This is a genomic window from Bosea beijingensis, assembly GCF_030758975.1.
Taxonomy (GTDB): Bacteria; Pseudomonadota; Alphaproteobacteria; order Rhizobiales; family Beijerinckiaceae; genus Allobosea; species Allobosea beijingensis.
Genome location: NZ_CP132359.1, coordinates 3,702,451 through 3,722,870 on the forward strand (window position 1 = coordinate 3,702,451; position 20,420 = coordinate 3,722,870).

Here is a 20,420-nt window from a genome sequence, read left to right on the forward strand (position 1 = left end):
GTTCCGGCAGAGGATGTCATTTCACCGCTCCGGCGGTCATGCCGCGGATGAACTGGCGCGACATCAGGATGTAGACGATGGTCAGCGGCAGGGCCGCGATGGTCAGGCCGGCGAAGAGCATGCCCCAGTCGGTGGTGTATTCGCCCATGAAGACCGAGAGACCCTGTGGCAGGGTCTTGCGCGCATCGGTCTGGATGAAGACCAGCGGGAAGAAGAAGTCGTTCCAGGTCGGCACCGCGTTCTGGATCGCGGCGATCACCATCGGCGGGATCGAAAGCGGCAGCATGATCGAGAACATGATCCGGGGCTCGGAGGCGCCGTCGATGCGCGCAGCCTCTTCCAGCTCGACCGGCAGCGTGCGCAGGAAGCCGGTCATGATGAAGATCGTCGAGGGCAGGCCCATCGCCGTGTAGATCAGGATCAGGCCGAGCCGGGTGTCGAGCAAACCGAAATCGCGCATCTGCAGGAAGAGCGGGATCACCGCGAGCTTCAGCGGCAGCATCAGCCCGGCGAGGAAGAACATGAAGATCGCCGAGTTGCCGGGAAAGCTGTATCGCGCCAGGCCATAGGCGCCCATCGTGCCAAGGATCAGCGTCAGCAGGATCGAAGTTCCCGTGATGACGACTGAGTTGACGAAATAGCCGGGAAGGCTGGTTTCGCCCCAGATCCGCACGAAATTCTCGACATAGGTGAAATCCGGCGGCGCGAAGGGTGCGTCGAAGATCTCCGCCGTGGTCTTGAAGGCCGAGAAGACCATGATGACGATCGGATAGAGCATCAGCACGGTGTTGCCGATCAGGAGCGCTGCGGCGATCAGGCTCCCAGCGCTGCTCCGCGGGAAGAGCGGATCATTGGTTGCAGCGTGGGACATCACAGCGCGATCTCCCGCTTGCGCAGGTACTGGGTGATGACGGTCGCGACCGCCGCGATGAACAGGAACATCAGCACGGCCAGCGCATTGCCATGGCCGAAATCCTGGATCCCTGCGGTCTGGTTGCCGAAGGCCGTGCGGTAGAAATACAGGCCGAGAACGTCGGTCGAGCCATAGGGCGAGCCGTCCAGCCCAGCCATGATGTAGGGCAGCTCGAACCAGTTGAAGGCGCCGATGAAGAGCAGCGTCAGCGTGATCGTGGTCGAGGGCGTCACCAGCGGCCAGACCACGCGGGTCAGCATCTGCCAGCCATTGCAACCGTCGAGCTTGGCCGCCTCGAGGATTTCGCGCGGGATGCGCTGCATGCCGGCGAGATAGACGAGCGCGGGAAAGCCGACCCAGTGCCATGCATTGGCAAGCACCAGCGCTGGCAGGGCAGTCGTCTCCTGCCCGAGCCAGGGCTGGCGCCAGCCGCCCAGCCCGACCATGTCGAGCAATTGGTTGATCAGCCCGAAATTCGGGTCGAGGAACAGCTTCCACAGGAAGCCGACCAGCACGGTCGACAGGATGACAGGCATGAAGATCGCGACACGGTGGAAGCGGAAGCCGAACGGCTCGCGATAGATGAACCAGGCGAGCAGGAAGCCGACGCTGTTCTGCACCACGAACAGCGCGAAGAAGACGAAGAGGTTGTGGCGGAAGGCGCGCCAGGTCAGCGCCGCGAAGTGATCGCCGAACAGCACGTCGGCGAAGTTCTTCAAGCCCACGAACTCGCCCTGCGCCATGCCATCCCAACGATAGAAGGCGGCGCTGAGCGCCGAGAGCAGCGGCCAGACCACGAAGGTCAGCATCATCGCCAGTGGCGGCAGGATCAGGAAGGCGATCCAGGCCGCACGCCTGCGCTTCTCGCGGTTTCGGTAATCCGTCTGCATCGGCTCTGCCCTTGGGATGCGCCGGGAGCGAGTGGCGGCAGCACGAGGCCAGCGCTCACAGCCGCAGGCCGGCCGTGAGCGTCGGGCGAGCGCCGCCGCTGTCGCGCTTACTTCTTGAAGGGCGCGTAATAGGTCGCGATGCCCTTGGTGATCTCGGCGCCGATCTCGGCCGGCGTCGCCTTGCCGGCGAGCATCTTCTGCACGCCCGATTGCAGCAGCACCGAGCCGGTCGGCTCCTGATAGCGGAAATTGACCAGCATGATGTAGGACATCGCGCTCTGGTTCAGCGTCGCGACCTCCTTCAGCAGCGGGTTCTCGAAGGCGACGCCCTTGATCGGCGAGATGTTCTGCAATTCGTTCGAGAAGGCGGTACCGAATTCCGGCGTGCCGACGAAGCGCAGGAACTTCAGCGCCGCGTCCCGCTTCTTCGACGCCGCATTGATGGCGTAGCCGCCATCATAATAGAGGGCGACCAGCTTGGGATCGCCGGCCTTGGCCACGGGCGAGGGGAAGAGGCCAAGCTTAAGCTTGGGGTTCTGGCGCAGGAAATTGGCGATCTCGAACGAGCCACCGGCGAACATCGCCGCCCGCCCGGCGGCGAAGAGCTGCTGCGACGCCGCATAGTCGACGCCAGAGAAATTCGGCGCAAAATAGTCCTTGATCTCGTTGAGCTTGGTCAGCGCGCCGACGAAGCGGGCATCGGTGAAATCGGCCTTGCCGGCCATCACGTCCTGCTCGAATTGCACCCCGATCTGCGAGGAGAGCAGCGCGCCGACGATGGTCTCGTTTTGCCAGGCCGTCGCCGTGCCGTTGCCGAACGGATTGATGCCCTTGTCCTTCAGCGTCTTGGAGACGCTGACGAGTTCGTCCCAGGTGTTCGGCGGCGTGACGCCGGCCTTCTCGAACAGCTCCTTGTTGTAGATGATGAGCATCGTCTGCGAGGCCAGCGGCACGGCATAGAGCTTGCCGTCGGCCCGCATCGTCTCGGCAGCGATCGCCGAATCCGGGAAATTGGCGAACTCGGGCACCGTCGTCTTGTCGAGCGGCACGAGATAGTCGGGCTTGCCGACGCCGAGCGTGCCATAGGCGCGCACCTGCACGACATCCGGGCCGGTGCCTCCGGCGAGCGCCGTCGACAGCACCGTGTTGTAGTTTGCCGCCTCGAAAGCCTCGAACTTCACGTTGATATCGGGGTGGTGCTTGCGGAAGGCGGCGATCAGCTTGGCATAGGCGGCCTTGTCCTCCTGGCGCCAACTCCACACGGTGATGTCTTCCGCCTGCGCCTGAACCGGCGCCGCGAAGGCCGTCGCGGCGGCGAACAGCGCCAGCGCCAGCTTTCCAAGCGTCCGCCTGACGATGGGTTTGGTCTGGATTCCGGCCAACATAGTCACTCTCCCTGGTTGTTCCGGTCGTCTTATGACGGCTTTTCGCTGTGGTTGTCGCGCAGAGGCGGCGTCACCAGCAGCGCGGTGGCATCGTCGTGGATCTTGACGCGCCGGAAGCGCTCCGCCAGCGGATCATCGCTTTCGAGCTGGCGTAACTCGGCGATGGCCCCCGCCGCGCCGCGGCGCGAGACGGTATCCATCAGCCCCGCCTCGTCGCAATGGGCGACGACATCGACGAGACGCATGAAGCCATCGGACGCGAGCAGGACGGTCGCCTCCGGTGAGATCTCCGCCGAGAACAGGCGCAGGCCCGCCCGCCAGCTCAGGCCGGGATTGATCGCCCAGTAACCACCTTGGCGATTGAGCGAGCGCCGGTTCCGCAGAATCTGCGCCAACGCCTTCGGCGAGATCACCTCGCCGGGAAGATGTCCGTCGGCCGTCGCCGCCGCGATGGTCCGCGCTTCGAAGGGGCTGCTCGACGGGTCGGTCCAGCGCTCGACCCGATCGCCGTCCTGGATCAGGATCGAGACGTCGCCGATCACCGCGCCTTCGATGCGGCAGGCATCGCCGTCGCGCCGCAGGCGGATGAGGCCGAGCACGGCGGAAGGCCCCTCGCCCGCCTCCCGCTCCGGATGGCCCTCGCCCAGCGCCGCATAGTCCTGCCGCAACTGCCGTTCGAGCCCTTCGGCCCAGGTCGCAAAGGCCAAGTCTTCGGGCGGGTCCGCCTTCAGAAGTGCATCGACCCGGCGGGCGAGCCAGGCCCCCTCCGATTCTTCGGTGGTCCGGGCGGCGCCGGAAAAGAAGGCCGAGCCGTCGATGATCCAGGCGCAGGAACCGGCGGCGCCGGACATGTCCTCGTTAAAGGCGGCACTGCCCTTCTCGCTGGCCTGCGAGAGTACGCACCAGCCCGATCCGGCCTTGCCGGCAGCCGGCGCGTAGTGGTCGGTCGACACTGTAACGCACCCCTCGCCTTGCACCGTTTCGGACACTCCCATCTGCCGCGCCTTACATGAGCCGCGATCGTCATATAGACCAATATAGAACCAGTTGGATCGACACAAGCCGGAATCTGGCGCGGCGACAACCGCGACCGGAAACGGGAGGACACCGGATCATTGGGAAGAGGCCGCCGACTGTGGCTCGGAGCGGCGTTTCCGGCGGAGGATCGCCTAGCCGCCGCGCTTCCGGGCAAGGGAGCCGCGCACCCATTCTTGAAGCGCGCGGTGCTCGAACAGGGCGTAAGTCGCGAGATAAGTACCCCCGCCGAGACCACAGAGGGCGATCAGGCCGACGAGCCCGTCGGGCTTCGGCAGGGCTGCGAGCACGGCAGCCATCGCCAGACAGGCCGCCCCGGTCACGAAGACGGCACGACCGGTCAGCAACGGGCCGTGCTGCCGCGCGACCAGAACGAAGGCCAGGACCGTCGCCAGCATGGCGGCGACCAGGCAACCGATCAGGGCGCCCTGGATGCCGTAAAGCAGCGCGCCGGCCCCGCAAAGCAGCACGGTGGCAACGGCCTCGACGCCATCGAGCGCCGTCATCAAGCGCGACCGATCGGTCAATTGCAGGAGCTCGTCGAGATAGTGATTGCGGAAGGCCCGCACGGCGCCGGCCAACATGGCCACGGGCAGGATCGCCGCCGTCATCTCCTGATAGGCCGGCGCGGTCAGGAGTCGCGCGACCGGTTCGGCGACGAAGGCGAGCCCGATCGTCGCGGGCGCCAGCAAGGCAAGCAGGATCGGCCCGCCGATCAGCAACTGGTTCACGCCTGCTGCGATCCCTTCGCTCCGCGCCCGGCTGGCCGCCATAGGGAACAGCGCCGCCGTCCCCAGCACGGAGAGCTGGGTCGCGATGCGCTGGCCGATGCCCCAACCGACATGGATCAAGCCGACGGCCGCCGCACCGAACACCAGATCGGTGACGAAGCGCATGCTCTGCATCGAACCCCAGGCCAGGCCCGCGCCCATCGCGGTGAAGACGCCATAGCGGAAGGCCCGTTGCAGGGTGGGATAATCGATGCCGCCGCGGATCCGGCGATAGTCGAGCTTCAGCCCCAGGGGCAGGGCTGCGAGGAGATGACCGAGCGCCATGGCGAGGAAGGCGACCGTCAGATTGGCGCCGAACAGGGCGAAGCCGACGAGGCTCAAGCCGAGGCTCAGGCTCGGCGCAGCCATCTGCGCGAAGGCATGCAGCCCGATCTGCTGCTGCGCCCGGGCCCGCACGCTCCCATGCACGACGAGCGCGCGCATGATTCCGGCCAGTGCCGCGCTGAGCACAAGACCCGGCTCCACCGGCCCGTCCGCCAGAGCGATGGTGAAGCCCGCGACCAGCAGGGCCTGCGCGACCCCGGCCATGGCGATCACGCCGATCTCGGTGCGATCCTGCCGCGCGCGCAGGGCCGGATCATGCTCGTCGAGGTAGCGCAGCACATATTGCGACCACCAGGACAGCGTCGCGATCTGGGCGAGATCCTGCAGCGCCACCACCAGCGCATAGAGGCCGAGATCGGCCGGCGCCAGCCAATGGGTCAGCACCACGATGGTGGCGAGCTGGATCAGCGGGCCGAGCGTCCCGGCCGGCATGTAGAGCAGCGTCTTGCGGAAGAACGTCACCGGGCGCCTGCCTGCTTCTCCTAGGAGACGCCGAACAGGACGAGCTCGGAATAGGCGTAGTCGAGCCTGTCATGGTCGACCTCGCCACGCCAGAAGCGCTGCCGTCCGGGCCGGAAGACGGCGCCCCGCGGGCAATCCTCGCGATAGGCGTCGATCGACAGGAACAGGATGCCGTGTCCGGCGAGAAAGCGCGTCACCGTCGGCAGGTTGCGGATCACCGCCTTGCGGCTCCCGGCGAAGATCAACTGCGCGAAACGCACACCCTTGCGCCGGATCGGGCGGAAGAGCAGCGGGCAGGTACCGGCGTCTTCGCACAGCACGGCGGCGATCAGCCCGTCCCGCTCATGCCATTCCAGCATGCCGGCCTCAGCCGGGCCGAGCAGCGCGGCGGCTTGAGCGAAGAGCAGCACCCTCGCGCCGCGCCGGGCCGGCAGCGCGGCCCAGGGCAGGATGCCGGCGAGGATCATGCCGTTGCTCCAAGGCTCCAGACCGACAGCCGCATTCATCCGGTAGATCGACTCGGACGCGGTGAGATCGGTGACCAGCCCATCGCTCTCCGCAACGATGGCGCGCAGCATCGGGACGGCGCGCCAGCGATGCGCCGGCTGGATGTACCAGCTCGACAGGTTGACCACCGGATAGAGCGTGCCGTCAGGCCGGCTGCGCGTGCTGCGCAGCGTCAGCATGACGCCGACGGCCTGCCCGCCCGCCTCAAGGAAATAGCCGAGATTGTCGTCCTGCAGCGCCTCCTGCCGATCGAGCCCCTTCTCCCAGAAGGCGCGGCTGGTCGCGGGAAAGCCCTCCATCAGCAGCGCCACGGCCTCGTCGCGCCGCGACGGCCCGAACGGAGACAGGAAGCGCGGACGCGTACTGACAGCCGTCGCAACCTCGGGCCGGACTTCCGCAAAAGTTTCCGCGCTCGTATCCCGCATCACGCCGGCTGCTGGCTTGCCAACGCCTCGAGCTGGGCGAGGGTGTCGATCTGCGTGATGTCGAAATCGGCATCGGCCAGATCGAGTCCATGATCGCGTTCGAGCAGCGCGAGAAGCTCAGCCGCGGCGAGGGAATCGAGCCGTCCGCTCAGGAACAGCGACTCGGTCTCGCCGACAGGGCCGGCATGTCCGGCCTCGGCAAGCAATGCGATGACGGTTCGGCGCAGGCCTTGCGTATCGGCTTTCACAGATCCTCCTTCGTCAGGAAACGGGGTCGGCAGAGCGGGTGGCCGCGGATGGGGCCGGAGCGGAACGGGCATCCTGATCGAGCCGGCGCGCGAGCGCGCCGCGATCGATCTTGCCGTTGATGTTACGCGGCAGTTCCGGGCACGTGACGATGCGGCCGGGCACGAGATAACGCGGCAGCCGGCGCACCAGATCCTGCCGGATCGCCTCGACATCGCCATGGCCGCCACCGACGAAGGCGACGAGCCCGTCGGCCGAGCCATGGGCGACCGGCCAGGCGACGGTCGCGACCAGCTCCGTGCCGGCGGCCCGGCGCAGATGCGTATCGATCTCCTCCAGCTCGACCCGGTTGCCCTTGAGCTTCACCTGATTGTCGACCCGGCCGAGATGGTGGAAGACGCCGTCCGCGTCCATGCGCCCGAGATCGCCGGTCAGGTACCAGCGCTCGCCGCGGATGGTGCGGAAGCGATCGGCCGTCAGCTCCGGCAGGCCGAAATAGCCGATGCCGAGCTGCGGCCCCGCCAGCGCGATCTCGCCGGCCTCGCCCGGCGCGACCGGCTGCTGCCGCGGGTCGAGAATGGCCACTTTCATCGTCGGATAAGGCCGGCCGATGGCTAGGATATCGCGCCCTTCGGTCACGAGCGGCGGCTCCGTCAATGGCTGGCGCAGGCCGATCACGGTCGCCTCGGTCGGCCCGTAGATGTTCTCGACGACGCCATTGGGCGTCGCAAGCGCCCAGGCCTGCGCGGCCGAGACCGGCAACGGCTCGCCGCAGAAGATCGACAGCCGCAGGCTCGGAAAGATGCCCGGCTTGAGCGCCCCGTTCTGCCGCATCAGCGCGATCACCGTCGGCACCGACATCCAGGCCGTGAGTTCCTGGCCGCGGATGAAGCGCGCCGGAGCGAGCATTTCGAGCTGCGACATCACATGCAGCGAGGCCCCGGCGCGCAGGCACAGGAACAGGTTATGGACCGAGAGATCGAAGGTGACGTCGCAGGCCTCGCCGATCCGGTCGGCTGGCCCATACTGCGTCCAGGGCTCGCTCTGTTCGAGATAATGGGCGAGCGAACCGGCCGAGATCATCACGCCTTTCGGCAGTCCGGTCGTGCCGGAGGTGAAGATGATATAGCCGGTATCGCCGGAAGCGACGGGAGCCGGCTCGTCGAGAGGCGCGGCCGTCGTCACATCGCGCGGGATCACGGATTGCCCCGGCCGGACGGGTGCAAGTGCGCGCCCGGGCGGGATCACGACGAGATCGGGGGCATGGGCGAGAACCTCCGGCATCAGGAGGCCGAGGCCGTTCTCGTCGACGACCAGGGCATCGAGCCGCAATTGGCCGAACAGGGCGATCAGGCGCTCGGCCGGCCATTTGAGGTTGAGCGGGACATAGGCGCTGCCGGCCCAGCAGGCCGCGAGAATGCCGATATAGGCCTCGATGCTGCGCGTGCCGAGAATGCCGATGCGACGAGACTGGCGGCGTTCTGCGAGCAGCCCGGCCAGCTCCGTCACCTGTCGCGCGAGCGCGCCATAGCTGAGCGCGGTTCCTCCGGCATGGAGAGCCAATGCCTCAGGACATTGTTCCGCCTGCCGCGCCAGTCCACGCGCCAGATTGAAACAGCCCGCCACTCCTTCCTCCCACCGAAATCGAAATGCGAATAGAATGTCCCTATGTTGGTGCAAGCGCGCCAGCAAAGCAATCGAGTCGAGGGTGAGTTCAATAGAGGGCACCTCGCACGGGGATCTTATTCTTCAAGATACAACAATAAACTGAATTAATCTCCGGACGCCGGGAAAGCCCTGCCGTAAAGCTCCGCTTCACCCTCGGCCGGCGCAGTTCGTGACGCCGCCGGTGATCGGTGGCCCTTGTCACCATCTTGCCGACACCGACGGCAAGGAGCCAGCTTCGCCAATGCCGGGCCGAGCGCCAGACCTCGACGGTCGGCGGATGGCAGCTTCGCCAGTGCCGCACGATCTGCTCGCGCCTGGCGAACCAGACCGACGGCCAGCTCATCATCTCGGCTGGCCCGCCTGCCCTTCCCGATAGAGCGTGTCGAACGTGTCGCGCAGATGGGTGAAGAACAGGTCGGATTCGGCGAACCCGTTACTGGTCGCGAAGCGCATGTCGTTAGCGTCGAGCGCAAGACCCGGGAGGATCAGGGCTGGTCGATCAGTCGATCCCGGACCGCCAGCATGTCCGCGCAGACCGCTTCCAGATCGTCGACGCGAAACCCCTGTGCGAGAGCCGGGAGCTGCTGGGCGAGCCGATCGCCCAGGATGCCGGTGAAGCGGGCGGTTCCATCGGCCGCGACGACGAGGCCGTTGGCTTCTTCGAACGAGGCGTTCCAGCCGATAGCTTCGGCTTCGCTGATCGCAGCCGGTAGATCGAGAGTAAGCCGGCCCCTCTCCAGGCTGACGGGATAGCCCCCGGGCAATCCGTTCGGTCCGGGGACATGGCCGCGCCAAGGCTTGCCTGCCGCGATCGCCAGCAACATCGGGACGCCGCTCGCGCCGGAGATCTCGATCACAGGCTCGGGCGTGAGCTGGATATCGGCGAAGCGCGCGTAGACATCGGCGACTTCCTCGCCATCGAGCCAGACGCGCGGGGCACGTCCGGCGCGCTCATGCGGACGGCGGCGCCAGGCGGCAAGGTTCTGGTAATGGGCGAGAACCTTGAGCTCGGCACCGGCGGGCGCCGCAGCCGAGCCGGCGAAGACGTTGGACAGGATCGCGACATTGCCCATGCCGCAGGAAACATCGTGTCCCATCGCGCGGATCATGCCGTTGACCACGTCGGGAAAACTGCAATTGACCAGCGTCACCGGCTTGCCGGCACGCGTGATGGCGGCGGCGACGCGGGAGCTGATCAGCGCCTGGAAGACCGCTGTCGCGCTCAGGCCGCCTTCGGCGACGAGACGCGTCCAGGCGTTGCCGCTCTGGGCGATGACCTGCGAGGTCTGGATCGAGGCAGCCTGAACGAGGATGCGCGGGTCTGTCACCGCCAGCAGTTCGTCGGAGGCGTCCGGCGCCAGCAGATCTATGGCATGGGTCGTGAAGCGCGCCCTGGCACCGAACAGCGCGGCGCGGGCATTGGCGGCGGTACGGAGCCAGTTCAGCCGTTCGAGATTGCGCCCGGCGATGACGACTTCCACCGGCTCGCGCGCGGTCGCGGCGATGTCGAAGGCGATGCGCGCGGCAAAGCCGCCGGTGCCGGAGATCAGGATATCGCAGCCGGCCATCTCAGCGTCCCATCGCGGCCCTGTCCCAGCAATCGTCGAGCCGGGGCGAGAGCTTGTGCTTCATGATGCGCTGGCTCGCCGTGCGCTCGAACTCGTCGACCAGGGCGATGTAGCGCGGGTTCTGGTAGGGCGCGAGGCGCTGGCCGAGCCAGCCGGACAGGGCCTGCGGATCGACGATCGCGCCGTGGCGCGGCTTGACGAAGAGCTTGATGTCCTGCTCGCCGATATCGGCGGCAACGCCGATCATCGCGCAGTCCTCGACGGCTTCGTGCTCGGCCGCGACATGCTCGACCTCCCAGGCCGAGACGTTTTCGCCCCGGCAGCGCACGCTGTCGGTCATGCGGCCGTGGAAAGAGAGGTTGCCGTCGGCGTCGAAGGAACCGAGATCGCCGGTATGGAGGGCCCCGCCGCGCAGGGCCTTCGCGGTCGCCTCGGGGTTGTCGAGATAGCCGGGGAAGATCGCGCCGGGGATGCTGGTCTCGACCACGATCTCGCCGCGCTCGCCCGCCGCAACCGGCTTACCCTCGCCATCGAGCAGCCTGACGGTGAACCAGGGCATCGGCTGCCCGACAGAGCCGACCACGCCGCTGGTGTTGCAGGTCGTCAAGCTGGAGGCTTCGGTCATGCCGTAGCATTCGCGGATCTCGACGCCGAAGCGGTCACGGAACTGCGGCCAGATATCGGCCGGGCAGCCGCCGCCCCAGGCGATGCGCACGCCATGCTGCCGGTCGAGCGCGGAAGGCGGCTGCTTCAGCAGGATCTGCAGGATGCCGCCGAGATAATGGATATGGGTCGCGCCCTCTTCGCGGACCTGCGCCCAGAAGCGGCTGGCGCTGAAGCGCTCGACCATGGCCAGCGTCACGTCGCGGATCATCGGCAGCGGCAGGAGCTGGGCGCCGCCGATATGATAGAGCGGCTCCCAGACGAAGAAGACCTCGCCGGGCTTGGCATCGGAGAGATAGAGCACGCTCTCGGCCGCCAGCCGCAGCATGCGGTGCGAGACGATCACACCCTTCGGCCGCCCTGTCGTGCCGGAGGTGTACATGATCGCGAAGACGGCATCCGCTGCAGGGGCCGGCTCGCCGAAGCCGGTGGTCCCGGCGAGCACCGCATCGAGATCGCCGCCCGGCGCATGAAGCAAGACCGGCAGAGCCGAATCCGGCCCCATCGCCTCGGCGATCTGCGGTGCGAGCTCTATATCGGCGACGACGAGGCGCGGGCTGGAATGCGTCAGGAGATAGTTCAGCCCCTCGCCGCGCTGCTGGGCATTGACCGGTACCCAGGCGACGCCGGCCCGGGCCAGTCCGAAGACCACGGCGATGGTCGCGATCGAATTGCGCATCATCACGGCGACGCGGTCGCCCGCGACGATGCCGCGCGCCCGAAGATGCGCCGCAAAGGCGGCCGAGCGTTGCTCGAGCTCGCCATAGCTCAGCGGCTCGCCGTTGAAGCGGGCATAGACGCGATCCGGCTCGGCGGCGGCGCGCGCGGTCAGAAGGCTTGCGAAGCCGTCTTTGTCTGGGGAGGTCATGGTTGCGCTTCGGTCGTCAGGATCTGGAAGAAGAGGAGGAGCGGAAGCGTTCGGCCAACAGCAGCATCACCGTCACCACTACGAAGACGACGACCGAGACCGCCGCCAGTGTCGGGTTGAGCTGCAGGATCATGTCGTCCCACATCTGCTTCGGCAGGGTCGTCTTGACGCCGCCCGAGACGAAGATCGCGATGGTCAATTCGTCGAAGGAGGTGATGAAGGCGAAGAGGAAGGCCGCGACGAGCCCCCCCTTCACCAGCGGGATCGTCACGCCCGTCAGGGTGCGGACGCGGTTGGCACCGAGCGTCGCCGCCGCCTGGTCGAGCCGCTGGTCGTAGGTCTTGAGCACGGCCGCGATGGTGACCAGCGTGAACGGGATCGCCAGCACGGTATGGCCGATGATCAGGCCGAGATCGGTGGCGACGAGCCCGATGCGGGCGAAGAGGTAGAACAGCCCGACCGCGATGACGATGCGCGGCACGATCATCGGCGCGAGGAAGAAGGCGAAGATCAATCCGCTCCAGCGCGTCCGGCTATGGGCCAGCGCCAGCGCCGCGAAGCCACCGATCGCGGTCGCCGCCAAAGCGGTGGCGAAGGCGACCATGAAGGAGCGAAGCGTCGCCTGCAGCCAGAGCGGCGACTCGAAATAGGTGCGGAACCAACTGACGCCGTAGCCGGGCGGCGGGAATTCGAGGAACTGCGAGGAGGTGAAGGCGAGCGGGATAACCAGCAGCGTCGGCAGCACGAGGAAGCCGATGACGAGCCAGCAGAAGCCCGGCAGCAGCGCTTCGCAGACGCGCTTGCCCAGCACGCGTTGCGCCACGGCCGCGACGCGCCCGGCGATATCGCCGACGACACCGAGGATGGCGAGGCCGAGATCGCGGATCCGTCCGGCCCCGGCCTGCGCCGAGCCGCCGGCGATAGTCGAGATGCCGAAGAGCCGGTCGTAGATCCAGCAGGAGACCAGCGCAGCCGCCAGCATCATCGCCGCGAGCGCCCCGGCGAAGGACCAGTTCAGCAGCTCCTGCACCTGGGTGATGATAAGCTGGGCCAGCATCGTCTCCTGCCGCCCGCCAAGGAAGGCGGGAACGATGAAGAAGCCGAGCGAGGAGATGAAGACCAGCAGCCCCGCCGCCGCGACGCCCGGAAGCGAGAGCTTGAAATAGACCAGCCAGAAGGCCCGCGCCGGCGCGGCGCCGAGCGTCTGCGCGGCCTGCACGAGGCGGCGGTCGATGCCGGTCATCACCGGCAGCATGGTCATCACCGCGAGGGGCACCATGGCGTGGACCATGCCGACCATCACGCCGAACATGTTGTGCAGCAGCGGCAGCGGCTGGTCGACCAGGCCGGAGCCGGTCGCCAGCGAATTGATGATGCCGCTGCGGCCGAGCACGATCATCCAGGCGAAGGTCTTGACGAGATAGCTCGTCCAGAACGGCACCATGACGAAGAGCAGCATCCGGCCACGGAACATGTCGGGCAGGCGCGCCAGCCAATAGGCCAGCGGGTAGCCGATCAGCAGCGACCAGAGCGCCGTCCAGCCGGCGATGCGGAAGGTGATGCCGAGCACGCGCAGATAGACGTCGGTCGCGGCGATGCGCTGATAGGCGCCTGCCGAGAAGCCGCCGGTCTCGGAATCGACGAGGCTGAGGCCGAGCAGTTGCGCCACCGGCCAGGCGAAGAAGATCGCGAGAAACGCCAGGCCGGGCACCGCCAGCCAGAGCGGGCCGAACTTCAGTTTGCCCCGGCGCGCCGGAGCCCTGCCTGCCGCGACCGCGCTCATGCGACCAGCACCGCCTTGTCGCGGGCCCAGCCGGCGACGATGGCCTGGTCGATCGCCGGCACCGGATCGTCCGGCCCCAGCCGCAGCACGAGCGGGCTGCCATCGCCGAGCGCGGCGATGACGCGCGTCTCCGAGCCGGCATAGACGATCTCGCTGACGCGGCCGCGCACGGCATTGCCGTCGCGCTCGCCGAGATGGAGGTTTTCAGGCCGGATGACGAGGGCGGCGTCCTTGCTCTGGCAATTCGCGCCGCTCGGCAGGGCGAAGCGGCCATGCGGCGTGTCGAGCGCGCCATTGCCGTCCCAGCTTCCGCGGAAGATGTTGGAGATGCCGATGAAATCGGCGGCAAAGGCCGTGCGCGGTCGCTCGTAGATCTCGCGCGGCGTGCCGAGTTGTTCGATCTTGGCGTGGTTCATCAGGCAGATGCGGTCGGACATCGCGAGCGCTTCTTCCTGATCATGCGTGACATAGACGATGGTGGCGCCGCTCTCGCGGTGCAGGCGCTTGATCTCGATCTGCATATGCTCGCGCAGCTTCTTGTCGAGGGCGCCGAGCGGCTCGTCCATCAGGATGATCGAGGGCTGGTAGACGAAGCAGCGCGCCAGCGCGACGCGCTGCTGCTGGCCGCCGGACAATTCGCGCGGGAAGCGCCCGGCGAGATGGCCAAGATGGACCATGTCGAGCGTGGACGCGACCCGGCCGGCGATCTCGGCCGAGGGGCGCCCGCGCATCTTGAGCGGAAAGGCGATGTTCTCCGCGACCGTCAGGTGCGGGAACAGCGCGTAATGCTGGAAGACGAGACCGATATCGCGCTGATGGACCGGCATGTTCGACTGGTCGCGCCCGTCGATCACCACCCGGCCCTCGCTGGCCTCGACCAGACCGCAGATGAGCTGAAGCAGCGTCGTCTTGCCGGAGCCCGAAGGCCCCAGCAAGGTGAGGAACTCGCCCTCGGCGACGCTGAGCGAACTCGGCTCGAGGGCCGTGGTCGCGCCATAGCGCTTGCCAAGTCCTTCGATGACAAGCTTCCCTGCGACGACGAGCTCGGCCGATTTCGGCTGGTTCGCGGTCATTCCGGCACCCGTCCCCATTGCCGTCAGGTCAGGAGCCAGGCGTTGAAGCGCTCGGTGACCTTCGAGCGGTTCGCGCTCCACCAGTCTTCGTTGGCGATCGCCATCTGCTTCAGGTTCTCCGGCGAGGTGGGCAGCACCTTGGCGCGCTCGGCGGGGATCGTCTGATAAGCGTCGAGATTGGTCGGACCGTAGGCCAGCGCTTCGGTGAACACGGCCTGCGCCTTCGGGTCGGAACAGAAGCGGATGAACTGCCGGGCGACATCCGCCTTCGGCCCGCCCTTGGGCAGGCCCCAGCCCTCGATCGAGTAGAGCCCCTGGTTCCAGACGATCTTGGCCGGCGTGCCACCATCGATCGCGGCCTGCAGGCGGGCGTTCCAGCCCGGCAGCATGTCGACCTCGCCGCTCTGCAGGAGCTGGGTCGACTGCGCGCCGCCTGTCCACCAGACCGCGACATGCGGCTTGATCTTGTCGAGCACCTTGAAGGCGCGGTCGATATCGAGCGGGTAGAGCTTGTCGAGCGGCACGCCATCGGCAAGCAGCGCCTGCTCGATGGTGTCGATCGGGTTCTTGCGCAGCGCGCGCCGGCCGGGGAACTTCTCGACATTGAAGAAGTCGGTCCAGCTCGCCGGCGCGTTCTTCACGCGGTCGGTGCGGTAGGCGAAGACGGTCGAGTAGACGTCCGTGCCCATGAACTCGGGCGAGATCGCCTGCGGCATCAGCTTCGGCACGTCGGCATGCGCGAAGCCGATCGGATCGAGCAGGCCCTGACCCTTCAGGATGTCGCGGGCCGAGAGCGTCAGCGTGCAGACGTCCCAGGTATAGGATTTGGTCTCGACCATCGCCTTGAACTGGGCGGTGGGCTCGGCCTCGCGGGCGACGTTGACGACCTTGTTGCCGGTCGCCTTCTCGAAGGGATCGTAGAAGGCCTTGCGGAAGGCCGGTCCGAACGGGCCGCCGGGATCGGCGACCGTGATCTGGGTCGCGGCGCGCGCCGTGCCCGTCAGGTAGGGCGCGGCGACGGCGCCGGCAGCGACGCCGCCAGCGAGTTGCAGCAGGGTGCGTCGGGTCGGTTTCGTGGTCAGGCTCGTCATCGTCTACTCCCCTTTCAAGCGGTTTTCCGCATTTCCCCGTGGGTGATCGGATGGTCGGTTGCTGTGGTCAGGCCGTCTTTCGCGCCGCGCGCTTGGCGAGGAAGGCTTCCATCATCCGCGCCGGCTCGCCGGTGGCGTAGGCGGCGCGCTGATTGCGGATGCCGGCCGCGAGACATTCGCGGAAGCTCTCCTCGGTGATCTCGCGGAAGCGGGCCTTGTTGAGGCGCATGGCGACCGGCGGCTTGCCGGCAAGCTCCTCGGCCAGCGCGAGCGAGGCCTGCATCACCTGCTCCTTCGGCACGATCCGGTTGATCAGGCCGATGCGGAAGCACTCGTCGGCATCCATCATCCGGCCGGTCAGGGTCAGGTCGATGGTGCGGGCGACCCCGATCATCTCCTTCATGATCCAGGGGCCGGTGACCGAGGCGATGCCGGAATTGATCTCGGGCTGGCCCATGGTGACGCCGGCATGGCCGACGCGCAGGTCGCAGAGCAGTGCGACCTGGAAGGCGGAGCCCGCCGCGACGCCGTTCAGCGCCGCGATCAGCGGCTTCGAAAGCGAGCGCATGCGGTCATAGAGACGCTCCCATTCGCCCATCCACAGTTCGGCGCGGTCCGGATCGAAGGTCTTGGTCTCGTTCAGGTCCTGGCCGGCGCCGAAGGCGCGCTCGCCCGCACCCGTCAGGATGATCGCGCGGACGGCCTCGTTCGCCTCCATCTCGTCGAAACAGGCCACCAGCCGCTCGCGCATCGGCGCGTTCCAGGCGTTCAGGATCTCGGGGCGGTTGAGCGTGATGATGCCGACCGCGCCACGCACCTCGACCAGAACAGAGTCTTTCATAGCGCTCTCCGATGGATATTTATTGCAATGCGATAATTTCTATTGAAAATATTACGGAGGCGGCTCACCTTGTCAAGGCCGTTCCTCGCAGCCATTGATCGCGCCAAGGAGAGCAGGCCCGATGACGATGCCCGAAGAGAGACAGACCGGCCGCAGGCGCGCGGCCGCGCCGGCCGACCAGGCGCCCCGCAAGGACGACGCGCTGATGGTCAATTCGGTGGAGAAGGCCTTTCGCGTGCTCTCGGCCTTCGGTCGCCAGCACCAGACGCTGAACCTGTCGCAGGTCGCATCTGAAACGGGGATGGATGTCAGCGCCGCCCAGCGCTTCACCCATACGCTCACCAAGCTCGGATACCTGCGCAAGGACGCACAGACCAAGCGCTTCGAGCTGACGGCGAAGACGCTCGATCTCGGCTACCATTTCGTCCGCAGCAGCCGGTTGCTCGACCGGGCGATGCCTTATCTCATGCATCTCAGCAAGGAGACCGAGGAGACGGTGAACCTGACCGTGCGCGAGGAGACCGAGATCATCTTCGTCTCGCGCTTCCTCAGCCGGCACGTCCTCAACACCGACGTCATCATCGGCACGCGCATGCCCGCCTATGCCACGGCGCCGGGCATCGCCATGCTGTCGCGCCTGCCCGAGGACGAGGCGATGGCGATCATCGACGCCTCCGACCGCCGCGTCTACACGCCCTCCACGACCTGGCAGCGCGAGGCTCTGCGCGAAAAGCTGCGCCGGTCGGCGGCGCAGGGCTACGCCACGGCCTTCGAGGAAGTCTATATCGGCGACGCCTCGATCGCCGCCGTGGTGGTCGACCATCACGGCCGCCCGGAGGCCGCCGTCAACATCGCGACCTCGACCTCGCGCTATAGCCATGAGGAGGTCGTCTCGCGCTTCTCCTCGCTGGTCATCGCCGCCGCTCACGCCATCTCGCGCGTCTGAGAAAGCGGCACCGGAGGTCTTGACAGAACGAAATACGACTTATCAAAATCCACGAACTTATATCGCATTGCAATATATCTGAGATCAAATGGAACGTTCCCAGGCGCAGTTCCGCCGCGTGGCATTCCGGGGCGGAGCGGCGGTGACCCTCAGCTTCGATGGCGTGCCGATCCACGCGACCGGCGGTGACAGCGTTCTCGCCGCACTGCTGGAGAACGGCGCCCTCGTCCGCCGGCTGGAATTCGGGGCCGCGCCGCGCGCCGGCTTCTGCCTGATGGGCGCCTGCCAGGATTGTTGGGTCTGGAGCGCGGCCGGCGGCCGGATCAGGGCCTGCACCACGCCTGTTAGCGAAGGCATGGAGCTCTTCGCCGAACCGCAGGGCATGGTACCTGCCCATGGCTGAGATCGTCATCATCGGCGCCGGCCCGGCCGGGATCAGCGCCGCGGAGCTGCTGGTTGCGAACGGGCTGAAGCCCATCCTGATCGATGAAGGCGCCCGCGCCGGCGGACAGGGCTATCGCCGGCCAGCCGATGACCTCGCTCTCGACATGGCCAGGCTGATGGGCTCCGAGGCTGGTCGATACGCCGCCCTGCATGCCCGCTTCGCCGCCCTGCAGCCCCGGATCGACTACCGGCCCCAGACATTGGTCTGGGCGATCGACGGCAAGCGCCTGCATCTGCTGCGCGACGGCCGGGCCGAGACGCTCGATTGCGAAAGGCTGCTGATCGCCAGCGGGGCGATGGACCGGATCGCGCCTCTGCCGGGCTGGACGACGCCCGGCGTCTTCACGCTCGGCGGAGCGCAGGTCGCGCTCAAGGACCAGGGCTGCCTGATCGGCAGCCGCGTCGCCTTCCTCGGCTCCTCGCCATTGCTGACGCTGGCAGCAAAGCAATACCGCGCCATGGGTGCCGAGATCGCCGTAATCGCCGATACGACGCCATTCTCCGCCAAGCTCGCCGCGATGCCGGCCCTGCTCGGCGCGCCGCGCACGCTATTGCGCGGGCTCTGGTACATGGCGTCGGCCCTGCGCGCGGGCATCCCGATGCTGCATGGCGTGACACCGGTCGCCGTCGAAGGAGACGGCCGCGTCGAGGCTCTCGTCCTGCGTGACGGCAGCGGACGGGAACGGCGGTTTGCCTGCGACGCAATCGCGCTCGGCTATGGCCTGAAGCCCGAGACGCAGCTCGCCGATCTCGCTGGGGCAGCCTTCGCCTATGATCCGGATTTCCGCTTGTTCCTGCCGAAGATCGACGGCTTCGGCCGGGCACGGCCGGGGCTCTACCTCGCCGGCGACGGCGTGCGGATAGGCGGCGCCGATGCGGCCGAGGTGAGCGGGACGCTCGCCGCCCATGCCATCCTCTCCGATCTCGGCCGGGCGCAGGACATTGTGATCAGGCCGCTGGCGCGGCGTGTCACCCGGCTGCGCGATTTCCAGCGCGGATTGGCCCGCGCCTTCATCTGGCCGAAGGAGCAGATCGCCGCCCTCCCCGCTTCCGTCACGCTCTGCCGCTGCGAGAACGTCTCCATCGGCGAGGTGCGCACCGCCATGGCGAAGGCGCTCGGCCCCGTCGAGGTCAACCGCGTCAAGGCGATGACCCGCTGCGGCATGGGCCGCTGCCAGGGCCGCGTCTGCGGGCCGGCCCTGCAGGAGATCGTCGCGACGGGAACAGGACAAGGCGGAGAAGCCGCCGGCCGCCTGCGCGGGCAGGCACCGGTCAAGCCGATCGCGCTCGCCGCTGCGGAAGAACCGGCATGAGCACGCAAACGACCGACGTCGCGATCGTCGGCGGCGGATTGATCGGGGCCTGGACCGCCTTCTTCCTCGCAAAGCGCGGCCAGCGTGTGACGCTGATCGAGAAGGGCGTCGTCGGAGAACAGTCGAGCGGCGTCAATTTCGGCAATCTGCGCCTGCAGGGCCGCTTTCCCGGCCAGTACCCGCTGTCGCTGCGCTCGCAGGCGCTGTGGGAGGATTTCGAGGCGCTGATCGGCGAGGATTGCGAGTTCGAACAGACCGGCCATCTCTACCTCGCCTATGACGAAGAGGAGCACACGAAGCTCGAAGGCTATGCAAAGGTCTCCGAAGCCTATGGGCTCGCGATCGAACGGGTCGGCCCCGCCGATCTGCGCCGTCGCTGGCCCTGGCTCAGCGAGCGCGCCGTCGCCGCAACCTTCTCTGCCCGCGATGCCACCGCCAATCCAAGGCTGGCTACTCCGGCCGTGGCACGAGCGGCTGCGAGACAGGGCGCCACCATCCTGGAAAACACACGCGTCACGGCCGTCGAGCGCTCCGGCGACGGCTTTTCGCTGACGCTGGCCGACGGCAACCGGATAAGCTCCGGCGCTCTGGTCAACTGTGCCGGGGCCTGGGCGCTGGAAATCGCGGAGCGCTTCGGCGAGACCGCGCCGGTCTTCCCGGCCGGGCCGCCGCAATTCGTGACCGAGCCGTTCCCCTACCGGATCGAACCCTCGGTACAGGCGATCGACGGCTCGGTGATCTTCCGCCAGATTCCGCGCGGCAACATCATCCTCGCCGGCTACCCGCGCACGGCGGCCGATCCGCAGGCGAACCACGCCCCGGTGCCGCCCGCCAAGACGCTCGCAGCGATGCGGGCGCTCGCCCGTGTCGCGCCGATGCTGGCGCAATGCCATGTCATCCGCGTCTGGTCCGGCATCGAGGCCTATCTGCCGGACATGATCCCGGTGATCGGCCGCAGCGGAACGACGCCCGGTCTGTTCCATGCCTTCGGTTTCTGCGGCCACGGCTTCCAGATCGGCCCCGGCGTCGGCCTTTGCCTCAGCGAAATGATCCTCGACGGCGAAACGCAGACGCCGCTAGAGCCCTTCGCGATCACCCGTTTCCGCGCGGCCGCAACCGTGAGCGAAAAGTTTCTGCGGGAATTCGACAGCGCTCCGAAGCGGGCATAGCCGAGCCGAGCAATC

Annotated in this window: 18 protein-coding genes; 4 read left to right on the forward strand and 14 right to left on the reverse strand. The window is 67.3% G+C overall.

Annotation, left to right across the window (positions count from 1 at the left end):
• Nucleotides 1–16 precede the first annotated feature (16 nt).
• From Q9235_RS17670 to Q9235_RS17735, 14 genes are all read right to left on the reverse strand, one after another.
• Nucleotides 17–871, reverse strand: coding sequence for a carbohydrate ABC transporter permease (locus Q9235_RS17670; protein ID WP_306223121.1), 855 nt, complete (start codon nt 869–871; stop codon nt 17–19).
• Nucleotides 871–1,803 carry a carbohydrate ABC transporter permease gene (locus Q9235_RS17675; RefSeq protein ID WP_306223122.1) on the reverse strand — a complete coding sequence of 311 codons (933 nt, stop codon included), beginning with the start codon at nt 1,801–1,803 and terminating at the stop codon, nt 871–873. Before Q9235_RS17675 ends, Q9235_RS17670 begins: the two co-directional genes overlap by 1 nt.
• A gap of 107 nt (nt 1,804–1,910) precedes the next feature.
• Nucleotides 1,911–3,188, reverse strand: coding sequence for an extracellular solute-binding protein (locus tag Q9235_RS17680; RefSeq protein WP_306223123.1), 1,278 nt, complete (start codon nt 3,186–3,188; stop codon nt 1,911–1,913).
• 29 nt (nt 3,189–3,217) lie between these two features.
• Entirely contained in the window at nt 3,218–4,141 is a 924-nt protein-coding gene (locus Q9235_RS17685; RefSeq protein ID WP_306223124.1) for a hypothetical protein, read from the reverse strand.
• Between the two features lie 216 nt (nt 4,142–4,357).
• A complete protein-coding gene (locus tag Q9235_RS17690) occupies nt 4,358–5,800 on the reverse strand; it encodes a lipopolysaccharide biosynthesis protein (RefSeq protein WP_306223125.1) in 1,443 nt (480 codons plus the stop codon).
• 20 nt (nt 5,801–5,820) lie between these two features.
• The gene (locus tag Q9235_RS17695; RefSeq protein WP_306223126.1) at nt 5,821–6,732 is read right to left on the reverse strand and encodes a hypothetical protein; all 912 of its coding nucleotides are present in this window, start codon (nt 6,730–6,732) and stop codon (nt 5,821–5,823) included.
• The gene (locus Q9235_RS17700) at nt 6,732–6,980 is read right to left on the reverse strand and encodes a phosphopantetheine-binding protein (RefSeq protein WP_306223127.1); all 249 of its coding nucleotides are present in this window, start codon (nt 6,978–6,980) and stop codon (nt 6,732–6,734) included. The genes Q9235_RS17695 and Q9235_RS17700 overlap by 1 nt, the downstream gene beginning before the upstream one ends.
• 13 nt (nt 6,981–6,993) lie before the next feature.
• Nucleotides 6,994–8,604: an AMP-binding protein gene (locus tag Q9235_RS17705; RefSeq protein ID WP_306223128.1), complete on the reverse strand. Its 1,611-nt coding sequence runs from the start codon at nt 8,602–8,604 to the stop codon at nt 6,994–6,996.
• A 527-nt stretch (nt 8,605–9,131) separates the two neighbouring features.
• Complete coding sequence (locus Q9235_RS17710; protein WP_306223129.1) at nt 9,132–10,214, reverse strand: hypothetical protein; 1,083 nt, start codon at nt 10,212–10,214, stop codon at nt 9,132–9,134.
• Between the two features lies 1 nt (nt 10,215).
• Nucleotides 10,216–11,745 carry a class I adenylate-forming enzyme family protein gene (locus Q9235_RS17715; protein WP_306223130.1) on the reverse strand — a complete coding sequence of 510 codons (1,530 nt, stop codon included), beginning with the start codon at nt 11,743–11,745 and terminating at the stop codon, nt 10,216–10,218.
• Between the two features lie 16 nt (nt 11,746–11,761).
• Nucleotides 11,762–13,528, reverse strand: a complete 1,767-nt coding sequence (locus Q9235_RS17720) for an ABC transporter permease subunit (RefSeq protein WP_306223131.1) — start codon at nt 13,526–13,528, stop codon at nt 11,762–11,764.
• Nucleotides 13,525–14,601 (reverse strand): ABC transporter ATP-binding protein, encoded by a 1,077-nt coding sequence (locus tag Q9235_RS17725; protein ID WP_306223132.1) that lies wholly within the window; start codon nt 14,599–14,601, stop codon nt 13,525–13,527. The genes Q9235_RS17720 and Q9235_RS17725 overlap by 4 nt, the downstream gene beginning before the upstream one ends.
• A 23-nt stretch (nt 14,602–14,624) precedes the next feature.
• Nucleotides 14,625–15,692 (reverse strand): ABC transporter substrate-binding protein, encoded by a 1,068-nt coding sequence (locus Q9235_RS17730; RefSeq protein WP_306223133.1) that lies wholly within the window; start codon nt 15,690–15,692, stop codon nt 14,625–14,627.
• Between the two features lie 67 nt (nt 15,693–15,759).
• Nucleotides 15,760–16,533, reverse strand: a complete 774-nt coding sequence (locus Q9235_RS17735; RefSeq protein WP_306223134.1) for an enoyl-CoA hydratase/isomerase family protein — start codon at nt 16,531–16,533, stop codon at nt 15,760–15,762.
• A gap of 121 nt (nt 16,534–16,654) precedes the next feature.
• Between Q9235_RS17735 and Q9235_RS17740 the strand changes: the two genes are divergently transcribed.
• The 4 genes from Q9235_RS17740 (at nt 16,655) to Q9235_RS17755 (ending at nt 20,405) form a co-directional block, all read left to right on the forward strand.
• Nucleotides 16,655–17,479, forward strand: coding sequence for an IclR family transcriptional regulator (locus Q9235_RS17740; RefSeq protein ID WP_306223135.1), 825 nt, complete (start codon nt 16,655–16,657; stop codon nt 17,477–17,479).
• Nucleotides 17,480–17,567: 88 nt separating this feature from the next.
• Nucleotides 17,568–17,882 carry a (2Fe-2S)-binding protein gene (locus Q9235_RS17745; protein ID WP_306223136.1) on the forward strand — a complete coding sequence of 105 codons (315 nt, stop codon included), beginning with the start codon at nt 17,568–17,570 and terminating at the stop codon, nt 17,880–17,882.
• The gene (locus Q9235_RS17750; RefSeq protein ID WP_306223137.1) at nt 17,875–19,236 is read left to right on the forward strand and encodes an FAD/NAD(P)-dependent oxidoreductase; all 1,362 of its coding nucleotides are present in this window, start codon (nt 17,875–17,877) and stop codon (nt 19,234–19,236) included. Before Q9235_RS17745 ends, Q9235_RS17750 begins: the two co-directional genes overlap by 8 nt.
• Complete coding sequence (locus Q9235_RS17755) at nt 19,233–20,405, forward strand: NAD(P)/FAD-dependent oxidoreductase (protein WP_306223138.1); 1,173 nt, start codon at nt 19,233–19,235, stop codon at nt 20,403–20,405. Before Q9235_RS17750 ends, Q9235_RS17755 begins: the two co-directional genes overlap by 4 nt.
• The last annotated feature ends 15 nt before the right edge of the window (nt 20,406–20,420 follow it).

What these genes read in the sequence shown, in the direction of transcription:
- Q9235_RS17675 (WP_306223122.1), bottom strand. Translation starts at nt 1,803, where the DNA reads ATGCAGACGGATTACCGAAACCGCGAGAAGCGCAGGCGTGCGGCCTGG.
- Q9235_RS17720 (WP_306223131.1), bottom strand. Translation starts at nt 13,528, where the DNA reads ATGAGCGCGGTCGCGGCAGGCAGGGCTCCGGCGCGCCGGGGCAAACTG.
- Q9235_RS17755 (WP_306223138.1), top strand. Translation starts at nt 19,233, where the DNA reads ATGAGCACGCAAACGACCGACGTCGCGATCGTCGGCGGCGGATTGATC.
- Q9235_RS17680 (WP_306223123.1), bottom strand. Translation starts at nt 3,188, where the DNA reads ATGTTGGCCGGAATCCAGACCAAACCCATCGTCAGGCGGACGCTTGGA.
- Q9235_RS17735 (WP_306223134.1), bottom strand. Translation starts at nt 16,533, where the DNA reads ATGAAAGACTCTGTTCTGGTCGAGGTGCGTGGCGCGGTCGGCATCATC.
- Q9235_RS17670 (WP_306223121.1), bottom strand. Translation starts at nt 871, where the DNA reads ATGTCCCACGCTGCAACCAATGATCCGCTCTTCCCGCGGAGCAGCGCT.
- Q9235_RS17695 (WP_306223126.1), bottom strand. Translation starts at nt 6,732, where the DNA reads ATGCGGGATACGAGCGCGGAAACTTTTGCGGAAGTCCGGCCCGAGGTT.
- Q9235_RS17740 (WP_306223135.1), top strand. Translation starts at nt 16,655, where the DNA reads ATGACGATGCCCGAAGAGAGACAGACCGGCCGCAGGCGCGCGGCCGCG.
- Q9235_RS17750 (WP_306223137.1), top strand. Translation starts at nt 17,875, where the DNA reads ATGGCTGAGATCGTCATCATCGGCGCCGGCCCGGCCGGGATCAGCGCC.
- Q9235_RS17745 (WP_306223136.1), top strand. Translation starts at nt 17,568, where the DNA reads ATGGAACGTTCCCAGGCGCAGTTCCGCCGCGTGGCATTCCGGGGCGGA.
- Q9235_RS17725 (WP_306223132.1), bottom strand. Translation starts at nt 14,601, where the DNA reads ATGACCGCGAACCAGCCGAAATCGGCCGAGCTCGTCGTCGCAGGGAAG.
- Q9235_RS17730 (WP_306223133.1), bottom strand. Translation starts at nt 15,692, where the DNA reads ATGACGAGCCTGACCACGAAACCGACCCGACGCACCCTGCTGCAACTC.
- Q9235_RS17710 (WP_306223129.1), bottom strand. Translation starts at nt 10,214, where the DNA reads ATGGCCGGCTGCGATATCCTGATCTCCGGCACCGGCGGCTTTGCCGCG.
- Q9235_RS17715 (WP_306223130.1), bottom strand. Translation starts at nt 11,745, where the DNA reads ATGACCTCCCCAGACAAAGACGGCTTCGCAAGCCTTCTGACCGCGCGC.